The organism is uncultured Litoreibacter sp. (assembly GCF_947487515.1).
GTDB lineage: Bacteria > Pseudomonadota > Alphaproteobacteria > Rhodobacterales > Rhodobacteraceae > Litoreibacter.
Genome location: NZ_CANKWO010000001.1, coordinates 901,832 through 923,808, shown reverse-complemented (window position 1 = coordinate 923,808; position 21,977 = coordinate 901,832). Strand labels below are relative to the sequence as shown.

Here is a 21,977-nt window from a genome sequence, read left to right as displayed (position 1 = left end):
GATGACACGCAAACCCCTGATCCTTGATGTCGACGGCACCTTTTTGCGAACCGACATGCTGTTTGAAACCTTTTGGTCTGCCATGGGGCGTGCGCCTGTGGAAACGCTTAAGGTTGCCGCTGCGCATTTTTCCGATCGTGCCCGCCTGAAGGCGGAACTGGTGAAATTGGCTGACTGTCGGGTGGATCTCATGCCCGTCGACCCCAATGTGTCCGACATGGCGACTGAAGCCGCGGAGCAGGGGCATGAGGTGATCCTTGCCTCGGCTTCGGATCAAGTCTTGGTAAAAGCTCTGGCTGAACATCACGGGTTGTCAGACCGTGTATTTGCCTCCGATGGGACAATAAACCTCAAAGGGCAGGCGAAAGCTGACGCTTTGGTTGAAGCTTTCGGCGAGCGCGGGTTTCACTACGCTGGGAACGACGTGTCCGACGTCGAGGTCTGGAAACACGCGGACAACGTCATCATGGTCGGTGAGCAGCCCGAAGCCCGTGCTGAGCTGGCCGCCGAGGCGCATGCGGTTACACAATTGCCGGGTGGGTGGTCGTGGCGCAGTTTAACCAAGGCCATGCGACCGCATCAATACGTGAAGAATGTACTGCTTTTGCTGCCGATCATCGCGGCGCATAACTTCGGGCTATCGGCGTTCTTGCCAGTGTTGTTGGCCATCGTGTCGTTCTCGGCGGCGGCGTCTTGCATTTATCTGGTCAATGATTTGCTTGATATAGATGCTGACCGGTTGCACCCGACAAAGCGCAAGCGCCCGTTTGCCAGTGGCGCACTGCCGGTGAAGGTGGGAATGATTGCCGTTATTGGCTTGGCGATTGTGGCGTTGGGTGTTGCGGCCTTGTTGAATGCGGCCTTCTTCGGGGTGGTGGTTCTCTATATGTTGCTGTCTTTGGCCTATTCGCTGAAGCTCAAGCGGATGCGCTGGGTCGACATCGCGACCTTGGCCTCACTTTATACTATACGGGTTGTAGCGGGGGCGGCGGCGTCCGAGGTTTATGTGACCGGATATATGCTAGTCTTTATCTTCCCCGTGTTTATCACTTTGGGTTGCGTTAAACGCCTGACCGAGTTGACGTTGGCGACCTCGGATGAACGATTGCCAGGACGTGGCTACGGGCGACCGGACCGTTCGGATTTGTTGAATGTGGCAGGGCTGGGAATGTTCGGCTCAATGGTGGTGTTCTTTTTGTATACGTTCACCGACCAAGCCTTGTCCCTCTATCCTACGCAATGGCTGCTTTGGGTTGCGATGGTGCCGATTGGCGCATGGCTGTTTCGCATGGTGTCCTTGGGGTATAAGGGCAAACAGGATTACGACCCGATCGTTTTTGCGATGCGTGATCGCCACGGAATATCGTTAATCCTATTCGCCCTTACTTTGATGTTCTACGCCGCAGGGTTGTTCCACAAAGCCTTTGGCCTTTAGATGCTCAGCTTTTTGAACAAGCGTTCAGGGATTGCTGTAATAATCCCCATGATCAATCGCCAAAAGCCAGGGGTGTAGATGACATTCTTGCGTTTTTCGACGGCGGTCAGGATGTCGGCGGCGATTTTCTCTGGGGAGGCGACAAGAAACATCCCTTCGATACCCCAAGTCATCGATGTGTCCACAAATCCGGGTTTTACGGTGACCACATGCCCGCCCGAACGGGTCAGCCGGTTGCGCAGCCCGCTTAGGTAGGTGTGGAAACCAGCCTTGGATGAGCCATAGACATAATTGCCAATCCGGCCACGATCCCCTGCAACCGAGCCCACGCCGGCAACCGTGCCGCCGCCGCGTTCTTCCATCTTTGGCGCAATCATCTGCAAAAACGCGGCAGGGCCTGCGTAGTTGTCAGTCACAGTGCCGGCGATGAGGGATGGGTCGGCGTCGATGGCCTCTTGCGTTGGCATGGACCCTACGAAGACCGCGACATTTATCATGCCCTCCAACGCGGTGGCGCGTTCGATAATTGGGGCAAATGTCGCTTGATCGCGAGCATCAAAATGTAGGGCTTCGGCCACGGGAGCACCTTGCAACGCGCAGTCCGAAGCGCTGGCTTGAAGGTCGGCCATGTCGCGGCCAGCCAGAAGAACTTGTGCGCCATTGCGGGCAACGGCGCGGGCAAAGGCACGGGCCATGGAAGATGTGGCTCCTAGAATGATCCAAGTTTCGGTCATGCGTGGCTCCGGATTTTAAGGCGGCGGGTTTGGTCTGTTTCATAGTGCCCGTCTGGGTCTACCTCTTTTGCGATCTTCGCGAATTTCGCAACATCTGGGTACATCGAGCGAATAGGAGATGCGTCAAGCGTGGCGTCTTTAGCCAGATAGACCCGCCCGCCTGCGTTCTTGGTGATCTCTTCCAACTCGGCAATCAAGGCTTCGGCGGCACCGCGGTTCGGGAAATCCACGGCAAGGGTGTAGCCCTCCATCGGGAATGACATCAGCCCCGCGCGGCCCGCACCCATGCGTTTGAGAACGGCCAGCGGCGAGGCAAGGCCTTCGCGCCCGATTTTATCGAGCATGATGCGTAACACAGCGGCCTCAGCCACGGGGACGACGCATTGAAACTGGTGAAAGCCGCGTTTTCCGTAAAGGCGATTCCAAGCGAGCAGCTTGTCCAGCGGGAAGAAAAACTCGGTGATTGGTTTCACACTGGTGCGACCCTCTTCTGGGACGCGGCGGAAATATGCAGAGTTGAACAGGCGGACAATCGGGTTCGAGAGCGCCCATTTCGGGGCATTGAACGGGACGGTTTTTGGCGTTTTGGCATCCGGAACCAGCCCGTAGCCTGTCTCGGCTTCTTCCAAGATGCCACGGCCGAGTGCGTCGCCCTTTGCCGTCGCATCCACCCAACCCACAGTGTAGGTTGATTGCGAGTTGTCCAAGGCTTCCAGAAAATGATCAAGGTTTTCTATCCGGCGCTCGGTAACGGTGATGATATCTCCCTTGCACGGCAGCAGCTTGATCTTGGCGGAAACGATCACGCCCGTTTGCCCCATGCCGCCAATAGTGGCGCGAAACAGCTTTGCGCCTTTTGACGGGCTAATCTTTTGCAACTTGCCATCGTTCATCAGGGTGATCTCGAGGACATGTTGGCCGAAAGACCCCTCTACGTGGTGATTTTTGCCATGGACGTCATGCGCGATGCAGCCGCCGATGGTGGCAAATCCGGTTCCGGGCATAACTGCTGGCAACCAACCGTCGGGGGCAAAGCGTCGCGCGATGTCTCCGATGCGTGCCCCTGCTTCGACCTCTAGCACGCCGCTGTCGGGGTCAAACCCGCGCAGGCGATCCATTCTGGTCATATCCACTGCATGCCCCCCATCGTTCAGCGGGGAGTCGCCATATGAGCGGCACATGCCAAATGCCGGGGCGCTCTGCTCGGCTTGGGTGGCTGCGAGTGTGGAGGTCCGCTCTGGGCGGGCGACTTGGGCCGTGGCGCTGCGTACGCGCCCCCAGCCAGTGTAGGTGAGTTTGTTCCAGATCATATCAGTTCGACTTGTTTGAGAAGGCTTCGGCGAAGGGGAAAGTCAGCGCGCCCAAGGCGATCGCAAACCAAAGAGTAGTAATTCGGATGACGGTTGTCGCTGCCAGCGCCACATGGATCGGCACGCCGTTCATGGTCAATAAAACCATCATCGAGGCTTCTGCGCCGCCAAGACCACCTGGTGCTCCGGTTAAGCCGCCAGCAAGGGCCGAGAACAAGAAGATGACGGTCGCGGCGGCGAGACCCACGTCGGCCCCCATCCATTGCAGCAGCAAGAAAAAGGCATAGCATTCAGCCATCCACCCAAATGCGCTAAGGGCAAAGGCTGGCCCAGATGTGGCTATTTGGCTGAAGCGGCTCATGGAGCGGGCGGCTTGACGTAGGCTTGCAAACATCCGCGGCCAACGTCGCAATAGCCCGTATAGGCTTTCGACAAGTTTGGTGAGCAGTTTGGGACGGGTGATCACTAACGCTCCGGCAATGGCGATCAATGCAACGGGGATCACGGTCACTCCCCCTTGTCCCCACAACAGGACCGAAAGGCCAAGAACCGCACCCATTGCGGCCATATCAAAGGCGCGGTCGGCCAGTGGCAACGGAGCTGTGCGCTCTACGTTCCAGCCCGTCATTCGCTTGATCCAGCGCAGTCGCACAAATTCACCAATCCGCGCCGGAGTGATCGTCATGGCAAAGCCACCGATGAAATGCATGAGAGAGTGGTGAACGTCGATCTCAAGGCCAAGACGTCGTGCTAGGTAATGCCACCGCAGACCACGTGCCAGATAGTTTGCAAGTGACAAGAGCAGCAGAACACCCATCTGCCAAAGGGAAAGTTTTTGCAGCTCCGCCCAAGTGGCCTGCCAGCCAGTGGCGCTGACAAGTCCGGCTAAGCCGAATACAAAAAGGGCAATTAGCCCCCAAAACAGCAGCCGATCGCGCCAAGCGCGTTTCGGAACAGTCGAGGCCTCGGCCGAGGAGGGGGCTATGTTGTCGATCAATGTCATGTCCCCCTTGCGCTAGCGACAAAATAGGGCAGCAATGTGGAACTGTTTCTAACTTCTGAACATTAATACGCGAAGCACTAGGAAATGCGCAAGAAACGAGAGGTTCCTGTGCTGTTGTCAAAAAACGGCACGCTTTTTGGCGGGGTGTTTGTGTTCGCAAGGGCTTCGACCTCGGCCAAAACCACTTCGGTGATAAACGGCAGGTTCAACGCCCGCGCTTCGGACAGCGGCACCCAGTGCAGATGACGCAATTCGTCGCTGGCGCGGGAAAAATCGTCTAGATCCATGTCCGTCATTGCGCTGGCGTCACCTAGAAAAAATCGTGCGTCAAAGCGGCGTGGGCGCCCCGGAGGGGTGATGGCGCGGAAGAAATAGTGCAACCCACCACATCCGCTTAACGTCAGGCCGGTTTCTTCCCATGTCTCGCGGATCGCGGCCGCAATCAGCGCATGTCCAGCGGATCCAAGTCGGGTTTGGCAGATGGTTGACGGCGTGCCAGCAAGCACGGCTGTCGCATCCTCAGGATCAACGGCACCACCTGGGAAAACATATTTGTTAGGCATGAATGCTGCGTTCTTGCCGCGCTGACCCATTAACACTTTGGGCGCAGTAGCGGTATCACGCAGCAGAACAACGCTGGCGGCATCTCGAATGGGAATATCTGTCATGTCGCCACTGTGGCCCGAGCTTTGCACTGCTACAACCTATAAAGGTGACGCGGAGCGGCCAGAAAACCCATGCATCCGTTTGGCCCATTGCATCGCGACAACGGCCCCCTTGAGGCGAGGCAAAAGATACAGCGACAGGGCGACGGACCCGATGGTGAAAATGATGGCGATCATGAGGGGGTCCGGTTCGAAGTTCACGAAAGACCACAACAAAAGCGGCCCGATGATGTGGCCCACGATCAAGATCGTCAGATAGGCCGGCCCGTCGTCCGCGCGGTGATGGCTGAGTTGTTCATGGCATACGGGACATTCGTCGCGCACCTTCAGGAAGCTCGAAAAGATAGGAGCCTGCCCACATGAGGGGCACTTCTGTTTCCAGCCGCGCAGCAAAGCGGGTTTGACTTCGCGCAGGTGTTCTTCGTTCGGTGTATCAGTGGCCATGGTCAAAATACCTTTTCCCTTAGAGCCGTATCATATGCGGTTCTGTTGTCGATTGCAGGGTGACAGGATGTCTCGGGTGAGGGGGGCGCGAAAAAAATGCGCAACGGTGCGACGGAACATCTGATGTGCTGCGTTAAAGGTGCATATCGGCGGCCAAGTCTGGTCGCTAAATGTTAAAAAATGGAGACTAAAGATGGCACGACTGGCAGGTAATTTGAAATCGAAACTGGTTTTGGCAAGCGTCGGCCTTGCGTTGGCTTTCACACCGATGATGGCACAAGCCAAGGGTGGGCATGGGCCCCGCGTCACCTTTGAAGAGCTCGACGCAGATGGCAACGGCAGCATCACCAAGGCGGAAATGCAGGCGCACCGGAATGCGCGTTTCGCCTCTGCCGACACGAACGGCGACGGCTCTTTGTCGCGCGACGAATTGGTGGCCCATGCGAAAGCAGGCAAAGAAGGCCGGATGGAGCGTCGTGTGGACAAGATGATGAAGCGTATGGATGCCGATGGGAACGGCTCCTTGAGCAAAGAAGAGATGGTTGATGCTGGCGGCAAGAACAAAGGCAACAGGTTCTCACGCCTCGATAAGGACGGAAATGGCGAAATCTCCAAGGCCGAGTTCGAGGAAATGGGCAAAAAGGGCAAGGGTCGCAAACAAAAGAACTAAGCCTGAAAATCGAAACGTAGGGGCGGACAAAACGGTCGTCCCTACCGCCACAATCGGTTAGTATCGCTTGAGATGGATATGGCTCTGGATCAATCTGATCAACTCGACGATGACGCGTTAATCGTGCTGTTTGCCAATGGTGACAGTGCGGCGGCGGAGGCGTTGACATTGCGACTGTCTCCACTCGCGCTGAGCTTTGCGCGGCGTATGTTGGGGGATTTGGCCGAGGCGGAGGATGTGGTGCAAGAGGCCATGCTTCGGTTGTGGCGTATTGCTCCTGACTGGCGAACAGGCGAGGCGAAGCCTGCCACATGGCTCTACCGTGTGGTTAACAATTTGTGCATTGACCGAATTCGCAAACGAAACAGAGTAAATGTCGGGTTGGATGATATGGCCGAGCCGCCGGATCCCACTCCTTCGGTTGAGATACAGATGATACGATCGGACAGGATGGCTGCTCTGGACGTGGCATTGGCCAGCCTGCCGGACCGGCAAAGACAGGCCGTGGTGCTGCGCCACATTGAAGAACTGTCGAACCCTGAGATTGCACAAGTTATGAACATTAGCGTGGAGGCCGTCGAAAGTTTGACGGCCCGCGGGAAACGGACGTTGGCGAAGGTTCTGACGTCTCAAAAGGAAGAGTTGTCATCATGACGGACGATCTGAAAACCAACCCAGAGGCGGATTTGGAGTTGGAAGGTTTTTTCCAACAGGCCCGTCAGGACACGCCTGTTCCCTCCGCTGATCTTCTGTCGCGCATCGCGTCAGATGCCGCGATGACACAGGCGAAATTTGCGAAAGAAATCCCGCAGGCGCCCGACCGGCGCATGTCTTGGTGGGCTCAGTTTTTCGAAGATATCGGGGGGCTTCCGGCATTGGGCGGTTTGACGGCCTGCGCATGTGTGGGGGTATATTTGGGTTTTGTGAACCCCGAGTTCGCCACGACATGGGCCGGCTGGCAGGAGGATGTTGAGGCCGACGGCGTAATGAGTCACGCCTTGTTGGGCGATGTTTACTGGATTGAGGAAGGGTGATGGAGATGGATGACACAAAGAGTCAAACCCCGCGTCGTATCAAAATCGCGCTGATCGTATCTTTGGCGGTGAATGTACTGGTAATCGGGGCCGTCATTGGCGCAGCTTTTCAAGGCGGGCGGCATGGGGCAGGGCGTGACAGGGGCAAAGGACCTGAAGCCGCTGCGATCGGCATCTACGGTCGGGCACTGGACCAGACTGACCGTCGGGCCATTGGCAAAGCCTTGCGCAAAGGCCGTAAAGATCAAAATCGCGAGTTTCGGGCCGAGCTGGGGGGGCTTGCCCAACAGGCCGCAGATTTGCTGAAGCAGTCACCGTTTGACCAAGAGGCTTTCGCCGCTCTTTTGCAGCAGCAACAACAGATGATAAAAGGTCGCTCCGACGAGATGCAAATCGTGCTGGTAGACCGTGTCGCCTCAATGACGCCAGCACAACGGATCGCCTATGCGGACAGGTTGCAACATGCACTCAAACGGGGGGGGAAACGGAAGAAGTGGCTTAAAGATTAAGTTAAGCCGCCGTCGCGATCGCCACAACGTTCCGGCCACGCGCCTTCGCTTGATAAAGGGCGCGATCGGCCTGTTCCAACATGTCAGAAATCGGGACCTGCCCGTTCTGGATGGAAAGCCCGACACTGACCGTGACCTGCAATGGTGCGGATTGCCCCTCCACCGCGATATCCATGGCACCGACGAGTTGGCGCAAACGATTGGCGGTGGCTGTGGCTTGCAGGCTGTCGGTTTTGGGGAGCGCGACAAGGAATTCTTCCCCGCCTGTGCGGCAAATCAAGTCCTCGTCCCGCAGGTTTTTGCGCAGCGTTTCTGCAAGAGTTGTCAAAACCACGTCCCCGACAGAATGCCCGTAGCGATCATTCACAACCTTGAAATGGTCTACATCAAAGGCCAATACCGCAAAACTGGCGCGCGCACTCAGGCAGTCGCGTTGAATTTCTTGCAACCGGCTGGCCGCATAGCGCCGGTTATACAACCCCGTCAACGGGTCTATAACAGCCAGTCTAAGCCCTTCACGAACCACGTTTTTTCGGCTTCGAATAGCAAAGCGGGTGTTCGCTTGAACCTGAATTCGCGTGGCAGTGTCAGAGGGGGCTGCGCTTAGGGCCAATACATCATGTGCCCCCATATCGAACGCACGGGCGGTCTGTTTGGGAGAAGGGGTTTCAAGAACGACAATCACTCTGACATCTTGCATGCGTGCTCGGGACAAGAGCTGTGACATGACCAGCAATGCGCGTTCCGTTGCCCCGTTTTGAGCCACCAACAGAACGACATCAGGTTCATTCGTCGTAGGGTCTGGTTGCGTGATCAACGAAAGAGGCACGGATTTGACGTGGTTTGGAGGAGGGATGCACTGGTTCAAATCGTGAAGATACCCACTGACGCGGGCTGAAAATCGCGGTGTATCGGTGACGCTGACTTGCGCGATGACCGTATGTGTCGGAGGGGCAAGGGCAGGAGTTTGATCGTCTGCGCTAAGCCCTTGTTGTAAGGCGGGAAGGTTCAGTTCCCTGTTATAGGCGTTATCGCGCATCAGATTGCGAATGCGGGCCAACAAGACATCTTCGGTAAAGGGGCGCGTGAGAACATCATCTGCCCCTGCATTGAGGCATTGCTCCAACAGCTCGGGGTTTTGATCACTTTGCGCAAAATCATGCATGAAAATGAAGGTACTTGCCGCGCAACTTTGCTGCTGAGCGGCCGTCATCCACGTCAGAACACAGTTTTCGGTGAAATCCACGAGGGCCGAGGAAATCAAAATGGCTTCGAACAGATGTGTTTGGGTCAGCTCACGTGCTTGATCTACGCCATCGGCGACGTTGACGTCATAGTGAGCTAACGACAATTTGGCCTTCAAGACCATTCTGTTCGTTGGTAGCGGATCTATGATGAGAATGCGGCCAGCCATGTGCGCTTTTGCTCCTGAGATGGGAATCATCTCTTGATGGCAAGCAGTGTGTTCTGCGAAGAGTTAAGAAACATTTACCAAGTTTGGAGCCCGCTCTATGACCCCGCAAAAAGCAGAAGAACTGGCCCTGACGGCGCTGAGGTGGATTGCTGCCTCTGATGATCTGATGGGGGTGTTCTTAGGGGCCAGCGGCTCGTCCATCGATAGCGTTCGCGCGCAGGCAGCAGATCCGGCGTTTCTGGGATCGGTCCTCGATTTCTTGTTGATGGATGACGCTTGGGTCACGGGGTTTTGCGATGACAACCAGCTGGATTATCGCCAGCCGATGATGGCACGGCAATTCCTTCCAGGTGGTGAAGTGCCGAACTGGACCTAGTCCAACAGCGGCGGGGATCAACGGGGCGGAAACTGGATCCGCTTGGCATCGATCTTTCGTCATGCGGGCCTGCGATAGGTAGATTTTGCGCTTTTGCCCTGCGGCGTATGAAACAACTCGCAAAGCGTGAAAAGGGCCGCACTACGGTATGCAGCGCGGCCCTTTTGTGACTGTAACCTTGCGGCTTAGTCGATGATTGCGTTCAACGTTGCAGATGGGCGCATCACCGCTGCGGTTTTTGCAGCGTCCCCGTGGAAATAGCCGCCCAAGTCGGAAGCTGATCCTTGAGCCGCCGCCAGCTCGGCGGTGATTTTGGTTTCGCCCTCGGCCAGCGCTTTGGCGATTGGTGCGAAATGGGCGGCCAGATCGGCGTCGCTGGATTGCGCGGCCAGTGCGTCAGCCCAGTAACGCGCGAACCAGTAGTGGCTGTCGCGGTTGTCAGGCTCGCCGACTTTGCGCGACGGCGATTTGCCATTGTCCAAAATGCCTTGGGTTGCGGCATCAACGGCTTCGCCCAAGACGCGGGCTTTCTCGTTGCCTTTAGCGTTGGCAAGGAATGTCAGGCTTTCACCCAATGCGCAGAACTCGCCAAGGCTGTCCCAACGCAGGTGGTTTTCTTCCATCAACTGTTGAACGTGCTTCGGGGCCGAACCACCGGCACCTGTCTCGAACAAGCCGCCTCCGTTCATCAGCTTCACGATGGACAACATTTTGGCCGAGGTCGCCAGCTCCAAGATCGGGAACAGGTCAGTCAGATAGTCGCGCAACACATTGCCCGAAACTGCGATGGTGTTTTCGCCCTTGGTGATGGTCTCCAGCGAGGCGCGTGTGGCTTCACGTGGGGCCATAATCTCGAATTTGTCGGCAACGCCTTTGGCTTCCAAGATCGGCTTTACATATGCGATCAACTCGGCGTCATGGGCGCGCGTTGCGTCGAGCCAGAAGATGGCACGGCTGCCTTCAGCCTTCTGGCGATCAATCGCGAGATTGACCCAATCCTCAATCGGGGCCTTGCGGGCGGATGCCGAACGCCAGATGTCGCCAGCCTCGACTGCGTGGCTGTGCAGTACGGTGCCGTCGTCGAGGATCATTTTAACCGTACCGGCCTCTTTGATTTCGAATGTGGTCGGGTGGGAGCCGTATTCCTCGGCTTTTTGCGCCATCAGGCCGATGTTTTGCACCGTGCCTGCAGTTGCGGGGTTCAGCTTGCCATTCTCTTTGAAGAATTTGATGCTTTCGTCATAGACCGGAGCGTAGGAGTCATCCGGGATGACGCAGTTGGTGTCGGCCTCTTTGCCGTCTGGGCCCCAGCCCTTGCCGCCTGCGCGGATCAGCGCAGGCATGGAGGCATCGATGATCACGTCAGATGGGACGTGCAAGTTGGTGATGCCCTTGTCGGAATCAACCATATACATCGGCGGGCGTGATGCCATGCAGGCGTCAATGTCGGCCATGATCGCGGCATTGCCGTCAACGCGGGCCAGCAGATCGCCCATGCCAGAGTTCGGGTTCACGCCCAGTTCTGCCATTGCCGCACCGTGCTTCTCGAACACAGGGGCAAGGAAGGCTTTGACGGCATGGCCGAAGATGATCGGGTCGGAGACCTTCATCATCGTCGCCTTCATGTGCAAAGAGAACAACGTGCCCTCAGCCTTGGTCTTCTCGATCTCATCGCTCAGAAACGCCCCTAAGGCTTTGGCGCTCATGAAGGTTGCATCGACAACGGTGCCTGCGGGGTAGCTGATGCCGTCCTTCAGCACGGTTTCACCATTGGCGGTTTCCAACACGATTTTCGCTGTGGCTTCTTTCGCCAAAGTCGCGGAGACCTCGTTAGAGCGGAAGTCATCGCCGGACATGGAGGCGACGCGGGTTTTGCTGTCGGCGGTCCATTCCCCCATACGGTGCGGGTTGTTTTGGGCAAAGCTTTTGACGGCTTTTGCGGCGCGGCGGTCCGAGTTGCCTTCGCGCAGAACGGGGTTCACTGCAGAGCCTTTGAGGCCATCGTATTTGGCGCGAACGGCTTTCTCAGCATCTGTGCTTGGGGTCTCAGGGTAGTCGGGAAGGGCGAAACCTTGCGACTGAAGCTCTTTCACCGCGGCCACCAACTGCGGGACAGAGGCCGAGATGTTTGGCAGCTTGATGACATTGGCCTCAGCGGTTTTTACCAAGCGGCCCAATTCTGCAAGATCGTCAGACTGGCGCTGGTCTTCCTTCAGGAACTCAGGGAATTGCGACAGGATGCGACCAGCGAGGCTGATGTCCTTGGTGCCAATCGAAACGCCAGCAGCGGCGGCGAATTTCTGGATGATTGGCAAGAAGGAGGCGGACGCCAGCTCGGGGGCTTCGTCCACTTTGGTGTAGATGATGTCAGACATAAGAGACCTCTTGGGTTGGGTTGGGGGACCCATACCGCATGCCAAGAGAGTCGTCTACTGTATGCCGTGGTATACGATGCGATATGTCGCAAGTATTTTAACGGAAATGCAGTCGATTATGTCATGCACCGTTCCATGCGCGATCGCCGTCTGCATCTTTGACGCGGGTGGGCAGTCCGATGGTGTCCAGCAAGGTGAACAACGGCTTCGGGTCCAGCTCTTCGACGTTGACCATGCTGCCCGTGTCATAGGTGCCATCGGCGATCAGCATTGCCATGGCCACAGGTGGAACCCCCGCGGTGAAAGAGATGCCCTGACTGCCCACTTCGGTATAGGCCTCCTTATGATCCGCGACGTTGTAGACGAAAACTTCGACTTCCTTGCCGTCCTTGATGCCCTTTACCAGATCACCAATGCAGGTCTTTCCGGTGTAGTTCGGGGCAAGGCTTGATGGGTCAGGGAGCACGGCTTTGACCAGCTTCAACGGGACAACTTCAAGGCCCTCAGCGGTTGTCACCGGTTGCTCCGACAGCAGGCCGAGGTTTTGCAGCACAGTGAAGACATTGATGTAGTGATCGCCAAATCCCATCCAGAACCGGATATCCGCCTCTGGATAATTCGCGGCGAGGGAATGAACTTCATCATGGCCCGACATATAGGCGCGCTGTTTGCCAACAACGGGAAGATCCCAATCGCGGCCGACTTCGAACATTTTGTTCTGTGTCCATTCACCCTTTTGCCAGCTGTACACCGTGCCAGTGAATTCGCGGAAATTGATTTCAGGATCAAAATTGGTCGAGAAATATTTCCCGTGATCGCCCGCGTTGATATCTACGATGTCGATGGAGGTCACCTTGTCCATGAACTCGTCCACGGCGAAGCGGGCAAATGCGTTCACCATGCCCGGATCGAAACCCGCGCCCAAGATCGCGGTAACCCCAGCGGCGGCGCAATCGTCGCGGCGTTTCCATTCGTAGTTTCCGTACCAAGGCGGTGTCTCGCAAATCTTGGCAGGGTCTTCATGAATAGCCGTGTCGATATAGGCGGCGCCCGTTTGGATGCAGGCTTCGAGAACGGTCATGTTGACGAAAGGAGAGCCGACGTTAATGACGATCTGAGCAGATGTCGAAGTGATCAAGGCTGCTACTTCGGCCGAATTCATGCCGTCTACTGTATGGGCTTTGAATACGCCGTCTTGCTTCATCGCGGCTTTGTCGTGGACGCTTTGAATGATGGCTTCACACTTGGAAATTGTCCGGCTGGCGATGTGAAGATCACCGAAAACATCGTTATTTTGCGCGCATTTATGTGCGACGACCTGCGCGACGCCACCTGCGCCAATGATAAGAACATTGCGTTTCATATATCCAAGACCTTCTTCTTTTGTCTTCAAGACAGTGCGGTGGCGAAATCGTCGTAGTCGAAATCACGCACCAATCGTGTGGTTCCATCCAGCTCACGGATTGCGATGCTTGGCATCTTCACCCCGTTGAACCAGTTCTTCTTTACCATCGTGTACCCTGCAGCGTCCTGAAGCGAAAGCCGGTCACCCGCCTTTAGGGGGCTGCTAAACCTGAACTCGCCAAAGATGTCGCCCGCGAGGCAAGATTTCCCGCAAACGGTCCATTCATGCGGGCCGGTGTTTGGTGTCACTTTTGCGGCTTCGCGGTAGATCAGCAGATCAAGCATATGCGCCTCAATGGAGCTGTCGACAATGGCGAGGTTTTTTCCGTTGTGCAGGGTGTCCAGTACCGTCACTTCAAGGGTTGCCGCGCCCGTAATCGCGGCCTCTCCCGGCTCCAGATATACTTGTACCCCGTAGGTTTGCGCAAACGCCTTGAGCCGTGCGGCGAATATCTCAAGCGGGTAGTCCTCACCGGTGAAGTGAATGCCACCGCCCAAGCTAATCCAGTCCATTTTCTGTATCACGGAGCCAAACCGGTCCTCGATCAAAGACAGCATTTCGTCAAATCGCTCAAAGCTGGCATTTTCGCAGTTGTTGTGAAACATGAGCCCGCTGATCTGATCCGCGACGGCGTCAATCGCGCTGGGATCATGTTCGCCCAAGCGGCTGAAGGGGCGGGCAGGATCGGCAAGGTCAAACTCCGACGTCGAGACGCCAGGATTTACACGCAGCCCCCGAATATGCCCTGAGCTTTCCTTGGAAAACTTGGTGAGTTGCCCGATGGAATTGAAGATGATTTTATCAGAGCAGGCCAGAACCTGCGCAATCTCATGATCCGCATAAGCGACTGAATACGCGTGTGTTTCGCCGGGAAATTTTTCATCGCCCAAGCGAACTTCATACAATGAAGATGAGGTGGAGCCGTCCATATATTCCGACATGAAATCAAATACGGACCAAGTGGCAAAGCACTTTAAGGCAAGCAAACAACGCACTCCGGACGCGTCGCGCAACCATGCAATTTTTTCCAAATTGGGACGGAGACGAGATTTGTCGATGAGGTAGTAGGGGGTTTGCACGGCAAAGACTTTCTGTGGAATTTTTTCACGCGTTCGAGAGCCCAGATAATAGGGCCACCGTTGGGGTTCTGCAATGTTGGTGGAGGAAGTAGCGACCTAGGAATTCAGCCAAATGCGCCTGCGGACGAGTTACGCTATTCGTGCAAGATCATCACGCTTAACTTTGTCAGCTGGCTAGAAGCAAACGCCCAAGTTTTCAGCCAAGCTTGCCCCACATGTGGTTTCAGCAAAGAACCTTCATGAAAGGTGCGGGGCAGCCCAGTGCTCTGGCTTAATGAGCGAGCGCTTCCTTAAAGAACAGCTTTGAGGGCAGCACTAAGTCCAGCAGCTCATGGCCCTTACGGCTCACTAGATCGACCTGCACCTTGATGTTGTTATCGTTTAGGGATGCCTCGAGCGAGCGCACGCGTTCATGGGCTGTCTCGCCGGCTATGCGACCGCCTGGAATCCATGACGCACTGGTCTCATTGGTGCCGGGGTCCACATCTGCGGTGCCGACGACCAGTTGAAAGGCCACTTTGGCGAGCGCATCTACATCAACCTCGATGCCGAAGCGCTCCTTGGTGTCGCCAATTCCGATCCACCAGTCTTTGTCTGGGTCCAAAAGCGTCACCGAACCCGGTGCCGAAATTGACGCCGCTTTCACTTTGTGGGGATGCAATAGTGTGAACCGTTGGGCAAATTGAGCGCCACCAGCGAAGCCGAAAATCCCCATCTGTTCGGTCTCTAGGCCAAACTTGGCACGCGCCTCTGCAAACATTTCAAGTAATAGAAGGTCATATCGGATGTCGCCCTCTTGGATGAATTTGAAGCCATCCTTGTTGTCATCCCCCAAGACACCCAGCGGAAACAGGGGGGCCATGATCACGCAGTCATTCCAACGCGCAAAATCGACAAAGGCGTCGCGTGTCCGCTCCACGCTGCGCATGTTGCCGTGGATCACAGTAAGAAGCGATGTTTTGGGCGACAGGGTGGGGGGGATGTAGAAGGTATAGCTAAATCGTGGATCGGTCTTACAGGTTGTGATCGGCGTTTTGTCTTTCGCCGGCGGCGTCACGTGATCAAAAATCTCATTGATGGATTGCATAGATTGTTTGTTCCACTACTGTATTGTAAGACGGAGCCGCTTCCATTTGGGGAGTGAGTTCTTCTGCATTGGCACAGGGATTTCCCGTTAGAACGCCAATGAAAACAAGAAGATGGGGCCGGTTGGAAGGCTGTTTGATCCCTCTTTATTGATTGATTGATTGAATTCGTTTGTGATAGACATGGGCGCACAAGTCAATGGGAGTGGTGCATGAATCTGCTTTCGCAGCTACGAGATACAGCGCTTGCGCTTGAGTCTGGGGCCAAGTTTCCGACCATACGCGAGCTGATGGCGCGCCATGGGGTGACGCAATATGCGGTGCAAACAGCGCTCAAAACACTGAATGAAGAAGGTGTGCTCGAGTCTCATGTGGGAAAGGGCACTCGGGTCGCCTTTCCACAGGCGTTTCCGAACGGTCGCAAGGCCGAATCCAACTTGCGCCGTGTTTTGCTATTGCACCACCACGCCCACAATGAGCGCGGGGATCATGTTGCCGAAGCGGTTCAGGACCAGCTGACACAAGTCGATTGTCGCGTCATTTCCGTGGCCTATGGCAACGAAGAAGATTTGGTGTCGCTGATGGGGGAAGGGCAGTTTGATCTGTGTATCGTGCAGCCGCGACTTTCCAGCCTGTCGACGGGCTTGCTAGAGCTCGCAAAGCGCAGTGCGCGCCATATCGTTGTAGAAGGCAAGAACATGGAGGGCATGGATTTTGACATCGTTGCCCGCAACCCGCGTGCCAGTATGCGCCTCGCTATCCGTCATCTAAATGCACTTGATCACAATAGGTTAGGGTTGGTTTGTGAGAACCGTGAGGGGATGCCTCAAGAGAACGATTTTGAGCAGATATTTGATTTCCTATCCGAGGTCACTTCGGTTCCGAAAGCAGAAGTGTTCCGACGTCGCGCCAATATGGATGGAGCCGATGAGGCGGCGCCGGCATTGCAAGATGTGCTGGCAGAATGGAAGTCACTCTCTGCGGACATTCGGCCGACGGCTTTGATTGTCTGGGGTCGTTTTCCGGCTGCCAAAATACGTGAGATCTTGGCGGAAAATGACATCAAGGTGCCTCAAGATCTCAGCCTTCTGCGGATATGTTCGACCAGCGTGCCGTCCTTGCATGACGGGTTCTTTACCACAGTCGGGCGGTCGGCTGAATCTATTGCACAGGCAGTTTGCGAAACAGCGGAATGGCGGATGACTTATCCAGATGCTGCGCCGCTTGTGACGATGTCTATGCCGCAGATCATCACGCACTCCAGTACTGGGCGCCGCACAGGTTAGGACATCGTGTTTGGCGCAGTCTGTTTGCGTTGAATCGAAGTTGCCTCAAGATTTATCTTCCCACGTCAAACAATGTGTGTTTGTATCATCAAATCAAACAATCAATTTTCTGGGGCCGTTCAATCGGTCAGGGGAGGAAGATAGGTGTTAGGCTATATTGTGCGACGGATCATCTGGTCGATACCGTTCTTCTTCGCAGCCTCGGTTCTTGCCTACATCATTATTCAGGCACCCCCAGGTGACTATGTAACCTCTCTGGCTGCTCGCATGGTGTCCGAGGGCAATGACATGGACCCGTCCCGCATCGAAGCCCTGCGCATTCGCTTTGGTTTGGACGACCCGCATCCGGTGCAATACTTCCGATGGATTACAGGCGCCATTCAAGGCGATTTTGGGCAATCCTACGAATGGGATCGCCCCGTCTCCGAGCTGATCGGTCAACGCATGGCGCTTTCGGTGATATTGGCCTTTTCGACCATGTTGTTCACTTGGGCTGTGGCTTTGCCGTTTGGCATTTTTTCGGCGGTGCGCAAGTACACCATGGGGGATTACATCATCACCTTCATCGGGTTTATCGGTCTCGCGACCCCTAATTTCCTGATTGCCTTGGTGCTGATGTATATCGGCGTGGTGCATTTCGGATCAGACGTCACTGGCTTGTTCTCTAGTGAATATGTGAATGCGGACTGGTCATTTGCCAAGATGTTGGACCTGCTGAAACATATGATCATCCCCGTGGTGATTATCGGCACGTCCTCGACGGCCAGCCTCATTCGCATCATGCGGGCCAATCTGCTGGACGAGCTGCAAAAACCCTATGTGGTCACGGCCCGTGCAAAGGGGCTTAGCGAGACCAAACTGCTTTTGAAGTATCCGGTGCGTCTGGCGTTGAACCCGTTTGTCTCAACGCTCGGCTGGGCCTTCCCGCAAATCATTTCCGGATCCACCATCGTCGCGGTAGTCCTGTCGCTGCCGACGGCCGATCCGTTGATGCTGGACGCCTTGCTGACGCAGGACATGTATCTTGCGGGCGCCTTCATTTTGTTGCTGAGCGCCCTTTCCATCGTGGGAATGCTGGTCTCAGACATTCTTCTTGCCCTCGTTGACCCAAGAATTCGGTATCGCTGATATGACACAATCTAATTCTATCGATCCTCGGCTGAGCACCGACATTGCAGAGGCGACGCAGTGGAAGTTGATGTGGCTGAAATTTCGCAAGCACCGCTTAGCCATGTTCGGCCTTTGCATCGTCAGCTTTCTGTATCTCATCGCGCTTTGCGCTGAATTCTTCTCACCTTTTGATCCGAGCGAGACATCTACGGCCGATTTGTTTCATCCTCCGCAGCGTATCCATTTTGTGGACCGCGCCGAGGACGCAAGCTGGGCGCTTCGGATGTATGTATATGACCAAAAGCTAACCCGAGATCCGATCACGCTGGCGACAACATATGTCAAAAATCCAGACAAAAAGATTTACCTGAAACTCTTTGGGAAGAACGAGCCGTATAATCTGTTTGGTCTGATCCCAATGTCGCGCACATTGATTGCCCCTGCCACGGCGGATGAAAAATTCTACCTCTTTGGCGCAGATCGCCTTGGCCGTGATATGTTCAGCCGTGCCATGATGGGGACGCGCATCTCGATGTCGATTGGTCTGGTGGGTGTTACCCTGAGTCTGTGTCTTGGCCTGTTGATTGGCGGGTTGTCTGGCTACTTCGGCGGTTTGGTGGATGCGGTGTCCTCGCGTGCGATCGAGCTGATCCTTGCAATGCCCACAATTCCGGTATGGTTGGGGCTGAGCGCTGCTTTGCCTGCGACCCTAGACCCGCTTTTGCGCTATTTCATGATCACCATCATCCTGTCACTCATTGGCTGGACAGAACTTGCCCGTGTGGTGCGGGGCCGCTTTCTGGCATTGCGGCAAGAGGATTTCGTAATTTCCGCCGAGCTAGACGGCGCGCCAACACGTCGCGTGATCTTTCGCCATATGATGCCATCGTTGGTCAGTCACATCATTGCCTCGGTGACATTGGCGATCCCGTCGATGATTTTGGCGGAAACCTCTTTGTCCTTCCTTGGCCTTGGGCTGTCCCCGCCAACCGTCTCTTGGGGTGTGCTGCTAAAAGAAGCGCAGAACATTCACGCAATTGCGCAAGCACCTTGGCTATTCATTCCCGGAGCATTCGTGGCCCTTGCAGTCCTTTCCTTGAACTTTCTGGGCGACGGGTTGCGCGACGCAGCCGATCCCTATGCCAGCGAGGGGAGCTAACATGAGCCAAATGTCCTCTACTCAGCACACGCAGCCCCCGATCCTTGAGGTGAAGAACCTCGAAACCTCATTCAAAACAAGGCATGGTTGGTTCAAGGCCGTCGATGATGTCAGCATCTCCTTGTATCCCGGGCGGACGCTGTGCGTTGTGGGCGAAAGCGGCAGCGGCAAAAGTGTAATGTCGCGCTCTATCCTGCAGATTGTCGATGCACCGGGGAAGATCACGGGCGGAGAAATCCTGCTGCATACTGACTTCGGTGATGGCGCAGGGCACAGCACTGTGAACATGATCGGCATGGACCCACGCGGCAAACAGGTGCGCGCGATCCGAGGTGATGACATTGCGATGATCTTCCAAGAGCCGATGAGCTCTTTGTCGCCGGTACACCGCATTGGCGACCAAATCGGGGAAACGCTTCGTATTCACATGGGGATGAGCAAGAAGGAAGCCATTGCGCGTTCAGTAGAGCTGTTGCGCATGGTGGAAATCCCGAACCCAGAAGAGGCGGTGAAACGCTACCCCTACGAATTCTCAGGCGGGATGCGCCAGCGTGCGATGATTGCGATGGCGCTGTCTTGCAACCCGAAGGTGTTGATTGCCGATGAGCCGACGACCGCGCTGGATGTGACCATTCAGGCGGAAATTCTAGAGCTGATGCGCAGTCTGCAAAAGGCGCATAATATGGCGATCCTTTTCATCACCCACGACATGGGGGTGGTCGCTGAAATTGCCGATGACGTTGCGGTGATGCGCCATGGCAAAGTGGTGGAAAAGGGCGATGTCTATTCGGTGTTCGCATCGCCTCAGCATGATTACACAAAATCGCTTTTGCATGCGGCCACGCAATGCGAAGGGCCGTCTGATCGTCGTCTTGCGATGCGCGAACGCCGCCCGTTGGGAGACCCCATCCTCGAAGCCGTGGCCCTGCGCAAGGAGTACGTGATTACACCAGCGGGCTTTCGTCGCGAGGCCAAAACACTGCTGGCGGTGAAGGACGCGAATTTGCAGTTGCGAGACGGCGAAAACATTGGAATCGTTGGAGAAAGCGGTTCTGGTAAAACCACGCTCGCCCGCTGCATCCAACGCATTCATTCCGTCAGCTCGGGGGCTGTGCTGTATACCGATCGACAGGGCAACACGCGTGACCTTGCCCCCCTAACAAAACCCGACTTGAAGGAGCCATGGAGGGATATGCGCATTATCTTCCAAGACCCCTTTGGCTCGCTCAATCCTCGCATGACTGTAGGGCAAATCATCGCTGAACCGCTGATGAACCATGGCCTCGGAACCCCCGTCGAGCAGCGTGCCCGTGTGGCAGAGCTGCTTGATCTGGTCGGCCTTCCTGGCAGCGCCGCAGAGCGTTATCCGCATGCCTTTTCAGGCGGGCAACGGCAACGGATCAGCATTGCTCGCGCAATTGCGCCGAACCCTCGGATCATCATCGCAGATGAGGCAACTTCGGCGCTGGATGTCAGCTTGCGGACGCAGATTATGGACCTGTTGCTGGAGTTGCAGGAAAAACTGGGCCTTAGTTACCTTTTCATAAGCCATGACGTCGGCCTTGTGCGGTACTTCTGCGATCGCGTGGTGGTGATGTACAAAGGGCAGATCATGGAAGAGGGCGAGACCGAAGACGTCTGCACCAATCCGCAACACCCCTACACCCAGTCTTTGCTGTCGGCCGTTCCGATTGCAGATCCTACGATGCGGGCCTCAAAGACCCGCACGCGCTATGTCGAGGGCTAAGGACTAGCCTATCTGGGCAGAGCTTTTACGCTCTATGACATCAGGAAAGGCGCGGGTGATCAGCTGCGCTTCTTTTGGATGTCTCGTGCGCCATTCGATCAAATCCGCAAGCGCTTCGGCGATGCTTTCTGATTTTCGGCCTACGGTGGTGAACACCCCGCCATGCAAAGCTTCCACGCTGGTCGAGCAGACCCTGACGATGCTGAGGTCGTCGGGAATACGGATATTTGCGGCGTCAAAGGCCTGTTGCAAATAATCCGCCTGAAAGCTGCCGCAGATGATCAGGGCCGTGGGGCGGGCCGCGTCGGGCAGGTCGCGCCAGTCGGTCAGAACCTGATCTATGTTGGACTGGGTGGTGTTGTCCGGATCCTGAGAGGGGCGGCGACTAAAGGGCACCACATCAGTGCCGTGAACGACTTCGGACCAAAAATCAAACAATTGCTCAATATCGTTTTCAACAGTGCCCCCGTGACCGTCCTCGCATACCAGTCCCAAACGGGTATGGCCGAGGCCACTGAGGTGCCGGATTGCAAGGCGCAGGCTGGTGGGTTGATCCCGCACGACACCATCGAATTCAGTGCCGGAAACGGTCTGGCCTTCGACGATCACATAGCGGGCATTGCGTCGCGCAATATCAATCAAACGGGTCGAGAGGATCGACCGGCGAGGCTGCACCACGCAAAAGTCGAACTGACCCTCGCCGCGCATGGCGTTCAGGTCTTCGTCATCCTTATAGGCCACCGAAACCACACGGCAGCCGCGCTCTAACAAAATGTGGTGAATTGCGTCTGAAACCAAGTCGTTGCGCTTGCTGTTAGATCGGTAGTGCAACAGAAGAACGCGGGTGGGTTGATCGGCTTTTGGCTTGACGCTGACCGCTTCGCCATGTGACGCCACAACTGTCCCGCGGCCGACATGCGAGACCAACACGCCCTCTTGATTGAGCTGCTGCAACGCCAGATGAATTGCGTATTGAGTGGCGTTGAATTTCGCCATTAACTTCCGAATTGTCGGAAACTTGGAGCCAGGTGGCGCGGCAAGCGCCATCTCTCTCAAATTGGTTAGTAAATCCAAACCGATATCCTATTGACTTGCCTGACCATAACCTCAAAAATTGCTTCAATCAATCGGACAAAC

21 protein-coding genes are annotated in these 21,977 nt (G+C 55.8%); 10 read left to right on the top strand and 11 right to left on the bottom strand.

The features are described from left to right. Position 1 precedes the first annotated feature (1 nt). Positions 2 to 1,435 carry a UbiA family prenyltransferase gene (locus Q0746_RS04530; RefSeq protein ID WP_363322733.1) on the top strand — a complete coding sequence of 478 codons (1,434 nt, stop codon included), beginning with the start codon at positions 2 to 4 and terminating at the stop codon, positions 1,433 to 1,435. Here the strand turns inward: Q0746_RS04530 and Q0746_RS04525 are convergent. The 5 genes from Q0746_RS04525 to Q0746_RS04505 form a co-directional block, all read right to left on the bottom strand. Further along, positions 1,432 to 2,169 carry an SDR family NAD(P)-dependent oxidoreductase gene (locus Q0746_RS04525; protein ID WP_298257625.1) on the bottom strand — a complete coding sequence of 246 codons (738 nt, stop codon included), beginning with the start codon at positions 2,167 to 2,169 and terminating at the stop codon, positions 1,432 to 1,434. The two genes, Q0746_RS04530 and Q0746_RS04525, sit on opposite strands and share 4 nt — an antisense overlap. Continuing rightward, on the bottom strand, positions 2,166 to 3,479 hold the full coding sequence (locus tag Q0746_RS04520) for an FAD-binding oxidoreductase (RefSeq protein ID WP_298257624.1): 1,314 nt from the start codon (positions 3,477 to 3,479) through the stop codon (positions 2,166 to 2,168). Before Q0746_RS04520 ends, Q0746_RS04525 begins: the two co-directional genes overlap by 4 nt. 1 nt (position 3,480) lies before the next feature. Further along, entirely contained in the window at positions 3,481 to 4,482 is a 1,002-nt protein-coding gene (locus Q0746_RS04515; RefSeq protein ID WP_298257623.1) for a lysylphosphatidylglycerol synthase transmembrane domain-containing protein, read from the bottom strand. Positions 4,483 to 4,559: 77 nt separating this feature from the next. Then, entirely contained in the window at positions 4,560 to 5,150 is a 591-nt protein-coding gene (locus tag Q0746_RS04510) for an NUDIX hydrolase (protein WP_298257621.1), read from the bottom strand. Between the two features lie 36 nt (positions 5,151 to 5,186). Further along, positions 5,187 to 5,591, bottom strand: a complete 405-nt coding sequence (locus Q0746_RS04505; protein WP_298257620.1) for a DUF983 domain-containing protein — start codon at positions 5,589 to 5,591, stop codon at positions 5,187 to 5,189. Positions 5,592 to 5,784: 193 nt separating this feature from the next. Here Q0746_RS04505 and Q0746_RS04500 point away from each other — a divergent pair, with 193 nt between their 5' ends. From Q0746_RS04500 to Q0746_RS04485, 4 genes are all read left to right on the top strand, one after another. Further along, positions 5,785 to 6,261, top strand: a complete 477-nt coding sequence (locus tag Q0746_RS04500) for an EF-hand domain-containing protein (protein WP_298257618.1) — start codon at positions 5,785 to 5,787, stop codon at positions 6,259 to 6,261. A gap of 72 nt (positions 6,262 to 6,333) precedes the next feature. Continuing rightward, positions 6,334 to 6,915: an RNA polymerase sigma factor gene (locus Q0746_RS04495; protein WP_298257616.1), complete on the top strand. Its 582-nt coding sequence runs from the start codon at positions 6,334 to 6,336 to the stop codon at positions 6,913 to 6,915. Further along, positions 6,912 to 7,295: a hypothetical protein gene (locus Q0746_RS04490; protein ID WP_298257614.1), complete on the top strand. Its 384-nt coding sequence runs from the start codon at positions 6,912 to 6,914 to the stop codon at positions 7,293 to 7,295. The genes Q0746_RS04495 and Q0746_RS04490 overlap by 4 nt, the downstream gene beginning before the upstream one ends. A 5-nt stretch (positions 7,296 to 7,300) precedes the next feature. Beyond that, the gene (locus tag Q0746_RS04485; protein ID WP_298257612.1) at positions 7,301 to 7,804 is read left to right on the top strand and encodes a periplasmic heavy metal sensor; all 504 of its coding nucleotides are present in this window, start codon (positions 7,301 to 7,303) and stop codon (positions 7,802 to 7,804) included. A 1-nt stretch (position 7,805) separates the two neighbouring features. On the opposite strand, the gene Q0746_RS04480 is transcribed toward Q0746_RS04485, so the two are convergent. After that, positions 7,806 to 9,218, bottom strand: coding sequence for a diguanylate cyclase (locus Q0746_RS04480; protein WP_298257610.1), 1,413 nt, complete (start codon positions 9,216 to 9,218; stop codon positions 7,806 to 7,808). Between the two features lie 97 nt (positions 9,219 to 9,315). Here Q0746_RS04480 and Q0746_RS04475 point away from each other — a divergent pair, with 97 nt between their 5' ends. Then, positions 9,316 to 9,594 carry a DUF3572 domain-containing protein gene (locus Q0746_RS04475; protein ID WP_298257608.1) on the top strand — a complete coding sequence of 93 codons (279 nt, stop codon included), beginning with the start codon at positions 9,316 to 9,318 and terminating at the stop codon, positions 9,592 to 9,594. Between the two features lie 185 nt (positions 9,595 to 9,779). On the opposite strand, the gene Q0746_RS04470 is transcribed toward Q0746_RS04475, so the two are convergent. From Q0746_RS04470 to Q0746_RS04455, 4 genes are all read right to left on the bottom strand, one after another. Further along, positions 9,780 to 11,969 (bottom strand): NADP-dependent isocitrate dehydrogenase, encoded by a 2,190-nt coding sequence (locus Q0746_RS04470; RefSeq protein ID WP_298257606.1) that lies wholly within the window; start codon positions 11,967 to 11,969, stop codon positions 9,780 to 9,782. Between the two features lie 121 nt (positions 11,970 to 12,090). Then, entirely contained in the window at positions 12,091 to 13,332 is a 1,242-nt protein-coding gene (locus Q0746_RS04465) for a saccharopine dehydrogenase family protein (RefSeq protein ID WP_298257604.1), read from the bottom strand. Between the two features lie 26 nt (positions 13,333 to 13,358). Next, positions 13,359 to 14,453, bottom strand: a complete 1,095-nt coding sequence (locus Q0746_RS04460) for a carboxynorspermidine decarboxylase (RefSeq protein ID WP_298257602.1) — start codon at positions 14,451 to 14,453, stop codon at positions 13,359 to 13,361. A gap of 271 nt (positions 14,454 to 14,724) precedes the next feature. Further along, the gene (locus Q0746_RS04455) at positions 14,725 to 15,540 is read right to left on the bottom strand and encodes an alpha/beta hydrolase (protein WP_298257601.1); all 816 of its coding nucleotides are present in this window, start codon (positions 15,538 to 15,540) and stop codon (positions 14,725 to 14,727) included. A 210-nt stretch (positions 15,541 to 15,750) separates the two neighbouring features. Between Q0746_RS04455 and Q0746_RS04450 the strand changes: the two genes are divergently transcribed. The 4 genes from Q0746_RS04450 to Q0746_RS04435 all read left to right on the top strand — a co-directional run bounded on the left by Q0746_RS04450 (position 15,751) and on the right by Q0746_RS04435 (position 20,840). Continuing rightward, positions 15,751 to 16,824, top strand: coding sequence for a substrate-binding domain-containing protein (locus Q0746_RS04450; protein WP_298257599.1), 1,074 nt, complete (start codon positions 15,751 to 15,753; stop codon positions 16,822 to 16,824). 144 nt (positions 16,825 to 16,968) lie between these two features. Further along, positions 16,969 to 17,952, top strand: coding sequence for an ABC transporter permease (locus tag Q0746_RS04445; RefSeq protein ID WP_298257597.1), 984 nt, complete (start codon positions 16,969 to 16,971; stop codon positions 17,950 to 17,952). Between the two features lies 1 nt (position 17,953). Continuing rightward, positions 17,954 to 19,093, top strand: coding sequence for an ABC transporter permease (locus Q0746_RS04440; RefSeq protein ID WP_298257595.1), 1,140 nt, complete (start codon positions 17,954 to 17,956; stop codon positions 19,091 to 19,093). A gap of 1 nt (position 19,094) precedes the next feature. Continuing rightward, entirely contained in the window at positions 19,095 to 20,840 is a 1,746-nt protein-coding gene (locus Q0746_RS04435; RefSeq protein ID WP_298257593.1) for an ABC transporter ATP-binding protein, read from the top strand. Between the two features lie 3 nt (positions 20,841 to 20,843). Here Q0746_RS04435 and Q0746_RS04430 read toward each other — a convergent pair whose 3' ends face one another. Then, on the bottom strand, positions 20,844 to 21,914 hold the full coding sequence (locus tag Q0746_RS04430; protein WP_298257591.1) for a substrate-binding domain-containing protein: 1,071 nt from the start codon (positions 21,912 to 21,914) through the stop codon (positions 20,844 to 20,846). Positions 21,915 to 21,977: the final 63 nt, after the last annotated feature.

What these genes read in the sequence shown, in the direction of transcription:
- Q0746_RS04440 (WP_298257595.1), top strand. Translation starts at nt 17,954, where the DNA reads ATGACACAATCTAATTCTATCGATCCTCGGCTGAGCACCGACATTGCA.
- Q0746_RS04515 (WP_298257623.1), bottom strand. Translation starts at nt 4,482, where the DNA reads ATGACATTGATCGACAACATAGCCCCCTCCTCGGCCGAGGCCTCGACT.
- Q0746_RS04465 (WP_298257604.1), bottom strand. Translation starts at nt 13,332, where the DNA reads ATGAAACGCAATGTTCTTATCATTGGCGCAGGTGGCGTCGCGCAGGTC.
- Q0746_RS04435 (WP_298257593.1), top strand. Translation starts at nt 19,095, where the DNA reads ATGAGCCAAATGTCCTCTACTCAGCACACGCAGCCCCCGATCCTTGAG.
- Q0746_RS04510 (WP_298257621.1), bottom strand. Translation starts at nt 5,150, where the DNA reads ATGACAGATATTCCCATTCGAGATGCCGCCAGCGTTGTTCTGCTGCGT.
- Q0746_RS04490 (WP_298257614.1), top strand. Translation starts at nt 6,912, where the DNA reads ATGACGGACGATCTGAAAACCAACCCAGAGGCGGATTTGGAGTTGGAA.
- Q0746_RS04505 (WP_298257620.1), bottom strand. Translation starts at nt 5,591, where the DNA reads ATGGCCACTGATACACCGAACGAAGAACACCTGCGCGAAGTCAAACCC.
- Q0746_RS04485 (WP_298257612.1), top strand. Translation starts at nt 7,301, where the DNA reads ATGGATGACACAAAGAGTCAAACCCCGCGTCGTATCAAAATCGCGCTG.
- Q0746_RS04480 (WP_298257610.1), bottom strand. Translation starts at nt 9,218, where the DNA reads ATGGCTGGCCGCATTCTCATCATAGATCCGCTACCAACGAACAGAATG.
- Q0746_RS04530 (WP_363322733.1), top strand. Translation starts at nt 2, where the DNA reads ATGACACGCAAACCCCTGATCCTTGATGTCGACGGCACCTTTTTGCGA.
- Q0746_RS04470 (WP_298257606.1), bottom strand. Translation starts at nt 11,969, where the DNA reads ATGTCTGACATCATCTACACCAAAGTGGACGAAGCCCCCGAGCTGGCG.
- Q0746_RS04495 (WP_298257616.1), top strand. Translation starts at nt 6,334, where the DNA reads ATGGATATGGCTCTGGATCAATCTGATCAACTCGACGATGACGCGTTA.
- Q0746_RS04450 (WP_298257599.1), top strand. Translation starts at nt 15,751, where the DNA reads ATGAATCTGCTTTCGCAGCTACGAGATACAGCGCTTGCGCTTGAGTCT.
- Q0746_RS04455 (WP_298257601.1), bottom strand. Translation starts at nt 15,540, where the DNA reads ATGCAATCCATCAATGAGATTTTTGATCACGTGACGCCGCCGGCGAAA.
- Q0746_RS04475 (WP_298257608.1), top strand. Translation starts at nt 9,316, where the DNA reads ATGACCCCGCAAAAAGCAGAAGAACTGGCCCTGACGGCGCTGAGGTGG.
- Q0746_RS04525 (WP_298257625.1), bottom strand. Translation starts at nt 2,169, where the DNA reads ATGACCGAAACTTGGATCATTCTAGGAGCCACATCTTCCATGGCCCGT.
- Q0746_RS04500 (WP_298257618.1), top strand. Translation starts at nt 5,785, where the DNA reads ATGGCACGACTGGCAGGTAATTTGAAATCGAAACTGGTTTTGGCAAGC.
- Q0746_RS04520 (WP_298257624.1), bottom strand. Translation starts at nt 3,479, where the DNA reads ATGATCTGGAACAAACTCACCTACACTGGCTGGGGGCGCGTACGCAGC.